Origin of the sequence: Luteibacter sahnii (assembly GCF_034063545.1) — a bacterium.
Lineage (GTDB): Bacteria > Pseudomonadota > Gammaproteobacteria > Xanthomonadales > Rhodanobacteraceae > Luteibacter > Luteibacter sahnii.
The window spans coordinates 413624-425952 of sequence record NZ_JAQLOK010000001.1; the positions used below are offsets into that span (position 1 = coordinate 413624).

The window sequence follows — 12329 nt, forward strand, 5'->3', positions numbered from 1 at the left end:
GAGGGCGCACCCTGATGATGAGGCACCTATCGCTCTGGAGTTCGCCATGCGTCGTCGTGCCACCGCCTTGTCCCTGGCGCTGCTTGCCCTCTCCACCGGTGCCATGGCCGGCGAGGCCTCGCCGGAGGCTGCCGTCACCCGTTACGTGAAGGCCGAGGGCGCCTTCGACCTGGCTGCGCTCAAGGCCGTGCTGGCGCCGGGTTTCGTCGAGATATCGCCGCGGGGCGAGGTCGACGAACACGATGCGGTGTTGTCGTTCTATGCGCCGGAGAAGAAGACGCCGGCCCCGCCCCTGTCGGTGATCGATCTCAAGGCGCGTACCCAGGGCGACGCGGCCGTGGTGACGGCGACCCTGGTGCTGACGCTCGCGCCGGGACAGGAACGACGCATGACGCTCGGCGCGACCGCCGTGCGGGCCGCGGACGGCTGGCAGTTGCGTTCGGCGCAGTACACGCCGGTGCCACCTCGGCCGGCACCGGCGCACTGAGCCTTCAGAGCGTGAAATCGGCCGCGATCGGGAAGTGGTCCGATGGGTAGTGGCCGTTCTTCGAGGTGGTGATGGTGCGCTGCCACGTCGGCGCCACGCCGCGGTAGAGGATCCAGTCGATGCGCTTGACGGGTTGGCCCGTGAACGCGTGGAAGGTGCCGTCCGGGCCGTCGTGCGTCGGTGCGGTGAGGCGGGCGTCTTTCAGGCCCTCGGTGAGCAGGGCATGCGCCTGGCTGTCCGGGCCGGTGTTGAAATCGCCGGTGAGGATCACCGGCACGCCGGCCGGCAGCTTGGCGATCCACCCGGCGATTTCGCGCGCGCTGCGCGTGCGGGCGTCTTCGTCCTGGTCGCGGTAGGGAAAGTGCGTATCGAGCAGATAGAACCGCTTGTGGTCGGCGATGCGCTCGAACAGCGCCCAGTTGACCATGCGCGGCATGACGTTGCCCCAGGTGATGCTGCCGACCTTGTCGGGCGTGTCTGATAGCCAGAAGTCGCCCTGTTCGATGATCTTGAGGCGGTCTTTCTTGTAGAAGATGCCCATGTGTTCGTCGTCGTGGCCGCCGTGGCGGTCGCGGCCGAACCACGTATAGGCGGGCAGGCGGGCCACGGTATCGTCGCCCTGCGCCTTGTTCAGTTCCTGCGTGCCGATGACGTCGGGATCGACCTGGCGGATGGTGTCGGCGAACAGATCGCGCCGCTTCGCCCAACCGTCGGCGCCGTCGTCGGCTTTCATCGTGCGTACGTTGAACGACATGACCTTGAGATCGGCCCCCACGGCGGGCAGGGCGAGGGCGGCGAAGGCGGCGACCGCGAGGGTTCGGAATCGGATCATCGTTGGCTTCCGGCAAGGGCGAATTGCCCCACTATAAGGCGTCTGCCTGCCCCGGCGTGACAGAATAGGCGGGTTTTCACGTGACCGCGGAGTGTTCATGAGCGATCCCGCCGATGGCGTCTCTCGCACCAACGGCCGCCGCGTCGCCCTGGCGATCGTGGCGGTGGCCTTCCTCGCGTCGTTGACGACGCTGCTGCTCGCGCTGGGCGCGTCCCGTCGTGCGAACGAACGCGATGCGGCCGGCATGGCCGCCGATTCGGCCGAGCTGCACAGTCTGGTGTCACGGTGGATGACGCAGCGCGACGCGGTGATCGCGGTGCCGGCGACCGATCGCGACGAGGCCCTGAAGGCGCTCGGCGCTCGCGCGGCCCCGCTTGCGACCTGGGCGCCGCGCACGCCGTGCGGGGCTCAGGCGCGCGATCAGCTGGTCGCTTCACTGCGCGCCGATAACGTGCGCCTTCAGCGGGGCGACGCACCGCACGACGACCCTTCCGCGATGCTGGATGCCTCGCTGAAAGCCTGCGAAGCCAACCGAGGCCGCGACGTCAACATCTAGGCGACGCCGATCTATCCCCACCCGATGTGGACAGTCGCTGCATAAGCCTGTGGATAACATCCCCGCGGCGTTCACTGCCAACGGCTTGCCTTAGCCTGGTCAAAGAGTGACCAGGCCGACGCGTTCGCTCAGCTGATGCCCGTGGGACCGTCGAGTACGTTGCGCACCTTGCGCAACAGGTCCATGCGGGCGTACGGCTTGTTGATCACGTCGAAGGCGACGCCGCCATCGTCGGTGCGTTCGATCGAACTGGAGGCATAGCCCGTGGTGAGCAGCACCTTCAGGCTGGGCAGGATCGATCGGGCGCGTCGCGCCAGGGCGACGCCATTGAGCTTGCCCGGCATCACCACGTCGGTGAACAGCAGGGCGAATTCCTTGTCGCGCTCGAGAAGGTGCAGTGCTTCCTGGGCGTCGGTGAGCGACACCACGCTGTAGCCGTGGCCCTCCAGGATCGCGTGCGCCAGCTCGGCGAGATCGGCGCGGTCGTCGACGACGAGGATGCGCTCGTGGCCCGTCCGATCGGTGGAGCGATCGATGCGCGGCACGCGGCCGCCTTCGCGGTGATCGACGCCGTCGCCGGTGGCCGGGAAGTAAAGCGTCAGCGTGGTGCCTTCGCCCTCCACGGAATCGATGGCCACCGCGCCGCCCGACTGGCGGGCGAAGCCGTAGACCATGGAAAGCCCCAGGCCCGTGCCCTTGCCCTCTTCCTTGGTGGTGAAGAAGGGGTCCATCACATGGGCGAGCACGTCCGGCGTCATGCCCATGCCGCTGTCGATCACGTCGATGGCGATGAACTCGTCGCCGCGCGTGGCGAGGTCGCCGTTGTTGGCGACTTCCAGCGGCGTGGCGTTACGCGTGCGCACCACCAGGGACTTCTTCGCCGCCCCCTGCATGGCGTCGCGCGCGTTGATGGCAACGTTAAGCAGCGCGACCTCGGTCTGCGTCGGATCCAGGCGCGCGTTGCGCACGTCCGGCGACAGTTCCAGTTCGAGCGACACCTCGGGGCCGAGTGCCCGCGCGAGCATGTCCTGGAGGTTGGACACCACGTGATTCGGATTCAGCACGCGACCCTGAAGGGTCTGCTTGCGGGCGAAGGCGAGCAGTTGCGAGGTGAGCGTGGAGGCCCGGCGGATAGCACCGCGCGCACTGCCCACGAAATTGAGCAGGCGCGGTACGTCGGGCTCGGGGCGCGACAGGCCCGCCTCGATCGCCTCGACGTAGCCCACCATGACCTGCAACAGGTTGTTGAAGTCGTGCGCGATGCCGCCGGTGAGCTGCCCGAGTGCTTCCATCTTCTGCGCCTGGCGCAAGGCGTCCTCGGCGTCACGCCGCCGGCTGACGTCGAGCTGGGAGGCGAAGAAATAGATCACCTGGCCGCTCTTGTCGTACACCGGCGAGATGAAGAGCGCGTTCCAGAACGTGGAGCCGTCCTTCTTGTAGTTCAGGATCTCCGTGGAGATCTCGCGCTTGGCTGCCACGGCCTCGCGAACGGCGGCGATGGTCACGCGATCGGTCGCCGGGCCCTGCAGCAGGCGGCAGTTGTGGCCGATCAGCTCCTCTTGCGAGTAGCCCGTCATGCGCAGGAAGGCAGGGTTGGCGAAGATGATCGGGTTGTCCGGCCGGTGCGGATCGGTCACCACCATCGGCATACGCGTGGTGGCGACGGCGGCGAAGAAAATGTCGCCGCTGGGATGGTCCATGCCCTCGTAGAGCACGTGCATCCCGTTACCTTCGGAGGAGAGGTTGTCCTCGGCCATCGTGTCGCCTTCGCATGAGATATTTGCGGATTTTCGCATGCGGCAAAGGCACTGGCATCCATCGGTCGCCTTCACCTTTGTCAAAGACGACGAAACGGTTCAGTGCACGAAAAGATAGATGTCTAAACAGCGTGAAAGAGATGTGGGAGTCTATTTCACGCCGAGGCGCTCTCTCAGTGCCTGGGCCTGCGAACGAATCGCTGCCAGCTGCTCCCCGGACAGCCGCTCGAGCGAACGCCATTGCAGGGCGGCTCGCGGGTGGTGGGCAAAACGCGCTTTGTGCCGGTCCAGAAAATCCCAGTAAAGCGTGGTGAACGGACAGGCGTCGTCGCCCACCGCGTCGCCGGGGCGGTAGCGGCACCGCTTGCAGTAGTCGCTCATGCGGTCGATGTAACGTCCCGAGGCGGCGTACGGCTTGGAGACCATGCGGCCGCCGTCGGCGAACTGGCTCATGCCCAGCGTGTTGGGTGCTTCGACCCATTCGATGGCGTCCACATAGATGGCCAGGTACCACGCGTGCACCTGCGCGGGCTCCACGCCGAGCAGCATGGCGAAATTGCCGGTGACCATGAGCCGCTGGATGTGATGCGCATAACCGTGTTCGAGGGTCTGGCCGACGACCTGGGCCATGCAGTTCATGTCGGTGTCACCGGTCCAGTAGAGATCGGGCAGATGGCCGTCGGCACGCAGCGCGTTGCTGTCGAGAAGGCGCTCGGGGTTCAGCCAGTAGACGCCGCGCACGAATTCGCGCCAGCCCAACACCTGGCGTATGAACCCCTCCGCCGAGGCGAGCGGTACCTTGCCGTCGTTGAAGCGCTCGATCACGGCCGCGATCACCTCCGCGGGCGCGAGCAACTTGAGGTTCATCGAGGTCGACAGGCGGGCGTGATACAGCCACGGGTGGTCGCTCCACATGGCGTCCTGCCACTGGCCGAACACGGGCAGGCGATGGTCGAGGAAGTCGCGCAGCGCCTGCTTCGCCTGCGCACGCGACACCGGCCAGTCGAATGCGTCCAGGCGACCGGGATGATCGGCGAACACGGCTTCCACGTCGTCGATCACCGCCTGGGTGACGTCGTCGGGCAGGAAGCGGCGTGGCGCTGGCACCCAACCGGGCCCTTCGCGGCCAAAGTGGCCGCGGTTCTCCGCGTCGTAATTCCATTGGCCGCCGACCGGCTTGCCGTTTTCCAGGAGCACGTCGTGGCGCACGCGCATCCATCGGTAGAAGTGTTCCATCCGCAGTTGGGTCTTGCCCTTCGCCCATTGGGCGAAGTCGTCGACCGAGACCATGAAGTGGCGGTCGGGACGCTCTACCAGCGCGACGCCGCAGGCCTGCGCGACCTCGCGCAGCCCCTCGCGGAGGCGGTGTTCCCCCGGGCGCACCACCACCACGCGCTCGGGCCGGTGCCTGCGCAGGGCCGCCGCGAGTCGTGCGAGCAGCCCGGCGGGTCCCCTGTCGCGCAGGTGGGTGTACTCCACCGGAAAGCCGTCGTCGCGAAGCGCCTGTGCGAAGTGTCGCATCGCCGCGAGAAATACGACGATACGAGCCTTGTGCGACCACACGTGGTCGCCTTCGCCGCGGCGCTCCGCCATCCAGACGACGTCCACGGCGGGATCGAAATCGTCGAAGACATGCGATTGGCGGTCGAGTTGATCGCCCAGGACGACGACGAGATGGCGCATGGCGGACTTCCAGGACGGGATAGGTATTGTCCTCACGGTATCCGTCAATGCCGGGCGAATGCGCGCCGGTTATCCACATCGCATGTGGACAGTGTCTGCATAACCGTGTGGAGAAGTCCGCTACGGGCTTTCGGGTCAGCAACTTGCGTTGTGCTGGTCATCGATCGACCAACGCAGGGGCGTGCGGTGCAGCCGCACTATCCACAGGCGGTGTGGACAGGACCTGCATAACCCTGTGGACAAGTCCGATAGGACCCGCCGGGTCAATCACTTCCTTTGTGTTGGTCATGGTTTGACCAAGCCGACGACTCTTGCGTCGCGGCTATCCACAGGTCGTGTGGACAGGGTCTGCATAACCGTGTGGACAAATCCGATTCGGTCTTTTGCCTCAGGGACTTGCCTTGCGTTGGTCATGCGGTGACCAATGCTTGGATCAGCGCTTGGGCAGGTTCAGCCCATTGACCGCATCGAGGATGTGCCGGATCGACCCCGCGGTGTCGTAGGCGACTGGGCGGGGCGGCGGGTCGTCGAACGCCGATGACGCATCCCACGACGCGTCGACGGTGACGGTTTCCTGCGCGTGCAGGCACTCCAGCTGTTGCCGTTCTTCCTGCCCCAGCGGGCGCCGAAGGTACGCCTGGGCGACGTGGAACCACGTGTCGAGCGACTGCCGATCAAAGTCCATGGCACGGTGCCTCGAATAAGGTGTGAAGGGTCATCGGCGCCGTTCCCGGAAAGTTGAGCTATCCACAGCCGGTGTGGACAGGTGCTGCATAAGCATGTGGATAACCCCGTTTCCTCACGCGCCCGCAAGCACTTGCGTTGCGCTGGTCAGACAATGACCACGGCCTCGCCCGCGGTCTCGTGCCGGAAAACAGCCCAGGTCAGGCCACGAAAACGCCACGACCGATGACTAGCATGGCCATGCTCCCCCACAGCCATCGGCGTTTATCCACAGCCGATGCGGACAGCGCCTGCATAACCGTGTGGATAACGACGATCTGCCGAGTCATAACAAGGTGTTGCGTCGTGCTGGTGATTCGCTGACCAGCCCGGTGGACGACATTCGCCGATCTCTTGCACCACCTGCCGAAAAAGGACCAGATGCGCTCCCGGCTTCCATTTGCGCTCACCGCGTTGGCATTTGTTGCCGCCTCGGGCGGCCTTACCGCATGCCCGATCGAGCGCGCGACTTACGTCTACAGCACCGATCGACACGTCACCGCGACGTTCGCCGATCTCGGCGTCGTGAAAGGATGGATGTCCCCGCTCGCACTCGGGGTCCATCTTGGACCGTCGAAGGCGAGTTACTGGTTTCTCTTCGATCATGGCTCGGCCCGCCGCACGGCGCTGATCTCGACGACCGACGTGCATGCGGCCGGGTGGCGTCCCCCGGCGCCGGACGGCGGCGTTCGCCCCCTTGGTGAAACCAGCTATCTGTCGTGGGACGGGGATCGGCGGGTACGGCAGGCGATTCCCCTGCCGGGCGATCGCGCCCCACGGTTCCTGCTGCTTCCCGAGCTTGAAGAACTGCTCTGGTACCGGGCCACGCCTCGCGTCGGACTGGCCCAGGGCCTGTTCACGTATGCGGCATGCCGCCAATGAATCGGAAATCAGGAGCGGCGCACGTGGAGCAGGCGATGCAAGATCATGCCTGCGATCATCGCGAGCACGAACCCGGCGACCGGCCACGGCTGGATGGCGAGGTCGGCCAGGGCCGGCCCGGGGCACAGGCCGACAATGCCCCAGCCGATGCCGAAGACGGCCGCGCCGGCGAGTAGCGACCGGTCGAGCTGGCGCGACGTAGGTACATGGAAGCGGTCGTCGAGCAGGGGCCGCTGGCGCCGACGACGGATCTGCCACGCGATCACGGACGGCACCAGCGCCGACGCCATAACGATGGCAAGGGATGGGTCCCAGGCCCCCGCCACGTCGAGGAACGCGCGCACGCGCAGCGGGTTGATCATGTCGGACAGCACGAGGCCGACGCCGAAGAGCAAACCCGTGGCGAGACTGGCGAGCCCCTTGATCACGGCATGCCCCACAGGTGGCGCATCGCGAAGACGGTCAGCGCGGCGGCGGTCATGAAGACGGCGGTGGCCGCAATGGACCGGGGAGAAAGACGGGCCAGGCCGCATACGCCATGCCCGCTCGTGCAACCCGAGCCGAGCCGCGTGCCGTAACCGACCAGCAGGCCACCCAGCAGGAGGGCGGGCCCTCGCGGCGTCATCGACACGGTATGTCCCGGCACGAGCGCATACGTAACCCCGGCCGCCACGATCGCGCCGATGAGGAAGAGCAGGGCGCCCTTGCGATCGCCCCCTTTCGACAGGCCCAGGGCTATGCCGAGCATGCCCGACACGCCCATGACGCGTCCGGCGGTGAGCAGCAGCACGCCGGCGGCCGTACCGATCGCCAGGCCGCCGAGTGCGGGCCAATACCACGCCAACGGAAGGAGTGCGCTTGCCATCAAAGAAGGTCCAGCGGCAGCTTGAGGTAACTCACGCCGTTGTCCTCCGGCGGCGGCCGGTCACCCGCGCGCATGTTGATCTGGATGGACGGCAGGATGAGGCGGGGCATCGGCAGGGTCGCGTCGCGCCGTTCGCGGACGCTGACGAAGTCGTTTTCGCCGACGCCTTCATGGACATGCACGTTGCCGGTCCGCTGTGCACCGATCGTGCTTTCCCATGCATAAAGGTCGCGCCCCGCGGCCTTGTAGTCGTGGCACATGAACGCACGCGTGGCGTCGGGCAAGGCCATGAGGCGGCGAATCGAGCGATAGAGCGTGCGAGCGCTGCCGCCGGGGAAATCGCAGCGTGCGGTGCCGTAGTCCGGCATGAACAGCGTATCGCCCGCGAACACGGCGTCGCCGATCACGTAGGCCATGCAGGCAGGGGTGTGTCCTGGCACGTGCAGGGCGGTCGCTTGCAATCCGCCGATGGCGAACGTCGCGCCATCGTCGAACAGCGTGTCGAATTGCGACCCGTCGCGAGCGAAGCGGTCGTCTTCGTGGAAGATCTCGCCGAAGGTGCGCTGCACCGCCGTGATCTCACGTCCGATGGCGATGCGGCCACCGAGCGTGTCGCGTAGCCATGGCGCGGCCGTCAGGTGATCCGCGTGCACGTGGGTTTCAAGAATCCATGCCACGTGCAGGTCGTGACCGATCACGACATCGACGAGGGCCTGCGCGCTGCGGGTCGCGGTGCGCCCGCTGGCCGCGTCGAAATCGAGCACGCTGTCGATGATGGCGCAGGCCGTGCTGCCGGGATCCCGCACGAGGTGGCTGACCGTATAGGTGGCTTCGTCGAAGAACGACGTGACCACGGGGCGTCGCGCCGGATCGTCCAGCGCGGCCAGGCTGATCGCCTGGGCGGCGACCAGCGCGGCGTCATCGTGCGGCAAGGGCGTCATGGCGCGATTTTACGCCTGGCGGACGCGTTCGCCACGCGGCGTTTGGCCGCGCCGCCAACCCACTCGCACGGGCCGCTAAGCAGCCGCGATCGTTACGAGGCTTCGGCGGCGCTACTGGTGGCCATGGTGGCGGCGGCGCTGGTTTTCAGGCAGCGCGCGGCGTCCTCGGCACATTGAGGGTGCCAGGCACGTCACGCCGTGTCGGTCACGTCGTCGAAGGTATGGCGGGCGTGCCGGATCGCGTCGTGGTGGCGCTCCGCCCAGTGGACCAGGCCCGCCAGCGGCTCGAGGATGGTCTCGCCCAGGGCGGTCAGCCGGTAATCGACGCTTGGCGGCTTGGTGGGATACACCGTGCGTTCGATGAGGCCGTCGCGCTCCAGGTCGCGAAAGGTCTGCGTGAGCATCCGCTTGGAAATATCGGGAATCGCGCGCTGGGCGGCGCTGAAGCGGTGCGGTCCGCTGGACAGTAGGGTGAGGATCAACGTGGACCATTTGTCGCCGATGCGATCGAGCACGTCGCGCACGGGGCAGGCGGCGTCGAGCGACCACGGCAGTTCGCCGGGTGCTGACAACGGGGGCGCGGCGGTGGTGGTTACCTTTTGCTTACCCTGTCCCAAAATCCTGCCTCCTTACGGGCCGTGGTCTCCAAAAGTATCCTTGTCTTATTCACGAGCCACAAGGAGCCCGTCACCATGTCCGCTATCCCGAAACTGTTCGTTACCGCCGCCACGGGCCAACTCGGCCGCGGCGTGATCGGGGCGCTGCGTGAGCACGTGCCCGCCGCCGCCATCGTGGCCGGTGTCCGCGAAGCGTCGCTGGACACGCCGGCGGTCGCCGCCCTGCGCGAGCAGGGCATCGAGGTGCGCGTCGCCGATTACACCCAGCCGGCGACCCTGGCGAATGCCTTCGAGGGCATCGACCGGTTGCTGTTGATCTCGGGCAACGATATCGGGCACCGCGTCCCCCAGCACCGCCATGTGATCGACGCGGCCAAGGCGGCCGGCGTGACGCTGCTGGCCTACACCAGCATCCTGCATGCGGACACTTCGCCGTTGTTCCTCGCCGAGGAACACCGCGACACCGAACAGGCGCTGATCGCTTCTGGCGTGCCCCACGTGCTGCTGCGCAATGGCTGGTACACCGAAGTGTTCACGTGGCGCCTGCCCGCGGCGCTCGCGAGCGGCGTCCTGGCTGGCGCATCCGGCGAAGGTCGCACCTCGTCGGCCGCCCGCGCCGACTATGCCCGCGCCGCGGCGGTCGTGCTCGCCACCGAAGGCCACGCCGGGCAGGTTTACGAACTGGCAGGCGATGCCGGTTTTACCCTTGGCGAGTTGGCTGCCCTGGCCCGGAAGGTGACCGGCAAGCCCATCGTCTATCACGACATGGCGCCGGCCGCTTTCCGCGACGCGTCGGTGGAGCAGGGCGTGCCGGAACCGTTCGCGCGGATCCTGTCCGACACGGATGCGGGCGTCGCCCAAGGGGCGCTGTTCGACACCAGCGGCACGCTATCGCGGCTGATCGGCCGCCCGACCACGCCGTACCAGGACACGATCGGCGCGTTCCTGACGGCTCCGAGCCACGGCGACGGGAACACGGGGCACGGCTAATCCCGTGACGCGACCGGTGCGGGCACGGCCGTCGTGGCCGCCCGCATCGGTTGCGAAGGGCTTGGTGAGTTATCTGCCTGCGGACCCCAGGACGCTCCTCAACGGGCGGTGCCCTGGCGGTGGGCATCCAGCCATGACGCGATGCGCGACACCACCTCCGACTCGATGCCGAAGTAGCCATGCGGTGTCAGCGAGCCGCAGTCGCGGTCGGATTTTTTCACGCCGCCACTCACCTCGAGCACGTGGACGTCGGGACTCGACGTCATCGACGCGGCGATCCTGGAGGCGTTCCCCGGTGGCGCGACATCGCAGCGGTCGTCACGATTGGCCACGACCAGCGCCGGCACGCGCACGTTCGCCGGGTCCGCGTCGAACACCGTTTCGCCGCTGCCTCCCTTGACCGACACCGACTCGGTAAGCACGAGGCCGGCAAGACGTCCCTCAGGTGCATGCGCCGCGCCGTTCATCGCGGCGATGGATCCCTGGCTCGTCCCCAGGAGAAACACCGGGCCGCCGACGTGCGCGTGCGCATACGCGATGAGCTCCTCCACCCGCTGGCCGTAGGCCGGGGTGCTGCGCTGGCCGCGCAGGTTGGCATGATCGATCGTGTCGGGTATCACCACCGAGTAGCCGTGCGCGTTCCACAAGGCACGCGTGCGCACGACGACGTTGTGTCCATGGCGGATGTCGCCGTCGCCGTGGAGGCCCACGTCACCCTCGCCACCGGGCAACATGACGATCGTTCCTTTGGACGGGGTGGCTTTCGCCACGAGTATCCGTTGCATGTCGCCGTCGGCGAAGCGAAGGGTCTGGATCGCATCGGTGTCGCCGCGGGGTCCCGTCTCGGCGGGCGCCCCTGATGCGGCGAGCATGCCGCAGAGAGCGAACATGAGCGAGGCGAAGGTTTTCATGGGCGGCGGCATCATGTGGCGTTGCGGCTGAGCTTAAGCGCTTTCGTTCGACCGCGACGCGTTTTCGGCACCGCGTCACGTTCCGTGGGAAACCGCACGGGAACTCGCAAGATTTCGTCCGGCGCTTCTGCCACCCTCGGGGCTCGTTGCACAGACTCCTGGAGGGGAACGGCGTGAGCGCTGGCGCGGAGCATTGGAGGTCCTGGGGGCAGCATGTCGCCGTCGCGGCGGCGTACGCGGCTTTCTACCGGATCGCCTACCAGTTGAGCATGGCCCATTGGGAGCTCACGGTGGGCTTTCGCCTGTGCTGCCTGTTGCTGGTGCCCACGCGTTTCTGGCCGGCGCTTGCCTTCGGTGAATTTTTGCCGGTGTTGGAAAATGCGCTGGCCTGCAAGGACGACTTCGGCTCGACGTGGGCGATGGTGGCGTCTCTGCCGCAGATCGTGCTGTGCATGGCGGTGATGAAGCCCTTGCGCCGATGGGGCGCCCTGCGCGACGCCGACGGCGGCATCCACATGGGCTACGTCATCGCGGCCACGCTCGCCTGCGCGCTCATGAGCACGCTGCGCGACACGGTCTCGCTGGCCGTCGCGCTGGCCGGGCTTTCCAGGGAGGGCGTCGACGTGCATACGCTTTACGTCGGTTTCAGTGCTTACCTGCTCGGCGGCTACCTCGGCGGTCTCACCCTCGTGCCGACGTTGCTCGCGCTGGAGGATCGGTTCCGCGCCGGGCCGTCCTGGGCGACGTTCTGGCGCAGCGCCCTCACGCGCGACATGTGCGTCGGGGTGGTTCCTGCCCTCATCCTCCTGACATGGCTGGCGAATACCGCCGACGGCCAGGCGGCGCAGCAGGCCGCGCGCCTCGCGATGCTGGTGACGGCGGTGGCCATGGCATGGCGCCACGGGTGGCAGGGCATGGCGGTTGCCGGCACGGGTGCCAGTGTGGCACTGGCCCTGACCAGTCACGTCGTGCGCGACCCGGCGGTGATCTATGGCCAGGTCGCGCTGGCCCTGGTGATCTCCGCGGGCCTTCTGATGGGCGGCAAGCGCCAGCCCGCCGCCCATCCGCTGCTGCGAAACGGCTAA

At 67.1% G+C, this 12329-nt stretch carries 14 protein-coding genes; 5 read left to right on the forward strand and 9 right to left on the reverse strand.

Annotated features, from left to right (window positions below):
- Positions 1 to 46 precede the first annotated feature (46 nt).
- Positions 47 to 487 carry a nuclear transport factor 2 family protein gene (locus tag PI246_RS01920; RefSeq protein WP_320549597.1) on the forward strand — a complete coding sequence of 147 codons (441 nt, stop codon included), beginning with the start codon at positions 47 to 49 and terminating at the stop codon, positions 485 to 487.
- Between the two features lie 4 nt (positions 488 to 491).
- Here the strand turns inward: PI246_RS01920 and PI246_RS01925 are convergent, their stop codons facing one another.
- Entirely contained in the window at positions 492 to 1319 is an 828-nt protein-coding gene (locus tag PI246_RS01925; protein WP_320549598.1) for an endonuclease/exonuclease/phosphatase family protein, read from the reverse strand.
- Between the two features lie 97 nt (positions 1320 to 1416).
- Here PI246_RS01925 and PI246_RS01930 point away from each other — a divergent pair, with 97 nt between their 5' ends.
- Positions 1417 to 1875 carry a hypothetical protein gene (locus PI246_RS01930; protein ID WP_320549599.1) on the forward strand — a complete coding sequence of 153 codons (459 nt, stop codon included), beginning with the start codon at positions 1417 to 1419 and terminating at the stop codon, positions 1873 to 1875.
- 128 nt (positions 1876 to 2003) lie between these two features.
- On the opposite strand, the gene PI246_RS01935 is transcribed toward PI246_RS01930, so the two are convergent.
- From PI246_RS01935 to PI246_RS01945, 3 genes are all read right to left on the reverse strand, one after another.
- On the reverse strand, positions 2004 to 3575 hold the full coding sequence (locus PI246_RS01935; protein WP_320550232.1) for a histidine kinase famiy protein: 1572 nt from the start codon (positions 3573 to 3575) through the stop codon (positions 2004 to 2006).
- Between the two features lie 207 nt (positions 3576 to 3782).
- Positions 3783 to 5315 carry a cryptochrome/photolyase family protein gene (locus PI246_RS01940; protein WP_320549600.1) on the reverse strand — a complete coding sequence of 511 codons (1533 nt, stop codon included), beginning with the start codon at positions 5313 to 5315 and terminating at the stop codon, positions 3783 to 3785.
- 433 nt (positions 5316 to 5748) lie between these two features.
- Positions 5749 to 6000 (reverse strand): hypothetical protein, encoded by a 252-nt coding sequence (locus PI246_RS01945; RefSeq protein WP_320549601.1) that lies wholly within the window; start codon positions 5998 to 6000, stop codon positions 5749 to 5751.
- Positions 6001 to 6392: 392 nt separating this feature from the next.
- On the opposite strand from PI246_RS01945, the gene PI246_RS01950 reads away from it, so the two are divergent.
- Complete coding sequence (locus PI246_RS01950; RefSeq protein WP_320549602.1) at positions 6393 to 6920, forward strand: hypothetical protein; 528 nt, start codon at positions 6393 to 6395, stop codon at positions 6918 to 6920.
- Between the two features lie 8 nt (positions 6921 to 6928).
- On the opposite strand, the gene PI246_RS01955 is transcribed toward PI246_RS01950, so the two are convergent.
- The 4 genes from PI246_RS01955 to PI246_RS01970 form a co-directional block, all read right to left on the reverse strand.
- Positions 6929 to 7345 carry a YeeE/YedE family protein gene (locus tag PI246_RS01955; RefSeq protein ID WP_320550233.1) on the reverse strand — a complete coding sequence of 139 codons (417 nt, stop codon included), beginning with the start codon at positions 7343 to 7345 and terminating at the stop codon, positions 6929 to 6931.
- Entirely contained in the window at positions 7345 to 7785 is a 441-nt protein-coding gene (locus PI246_RS01960) for a YeeE/YedE family protein (protein ID WP_320549603.1), read from the reverse strand. Before PI246_RS01960 ends, PI246_RS01955 begins: the two co-directional genes overlap by 1 nt.
- Positions 7785 to 8726: an MBL fold metallo-hydrolase gene (locus PI246_RS01965; protein ID WP_320549604.1), complete on the reverse strand. Its 942-nt coding sequence runs from the start codon at positions 8724 to 8726 to the stop codon at positions 7785 to 7787. Before PI246_RS01965 ends, PI246_RS01960 begins: the two co-directional genes overlap by 1 nt.
- A 191-nt stretch (positions 8727 to 8917) precedes the next feature.
- Positions 8918 to 9343, reverse strand: a complete 426-nt coding sequence (locus PI246_RS01970; protein WP_407069763.1) for a winged helix-turn-helix transcriptional regulator — start codon at positions 9341 to 9343, stop codon at positions 8918 to 8920.
- A gap of 75 nt (positions 9344 to 9418) precedes the next feature.
- On the opposite strand from PI246_RS01970, the gene PI246_RS01975 reads away from it, so the two are divergent.
- Positions 9419 to 10333 carry an SDR family oxidoreductase gene (locus PI246_RS01975; protein ID WP_320549605.1) on the forward strand — a complete coding sequence of 305 codons (915 nt, stop codon included), beginning with the start codon at positions 9419 to 9421 and terminating at the stop codon, positions 10331 to 10333.
- 98 nt (positions 10334 to 10431) lie between these two features.
- Here PI246_RS01975 and PI246_RS01980 read toward each other — a convergent pair whose 3' ends face one another.
- Entirely contained in the window at positions 10432 to 11244 is an 813-nt protein-coding gene (locus tag PI246_RS01980; RefSeq protein ID WP_320549606.1) for an alpha/beta hydrolase, read from the reverse strand.
- Between the two features lie 173 nt (positions 11245 to 11417).
- On the opposite strand from PI246_RS01980, the gene PI246_RS01985 reads away from it, so the two are divergent.
- On the forward strand, positions 11418 to 12329 hold the full coding sequence (locus PI246_RS01985; RefSeq protein ID WP_320549607.1) for an MASE1 domain-containing protein: 912 nt from the start codon (positions 11418 to 11420) through the stop codon (positions 12327 to 12329).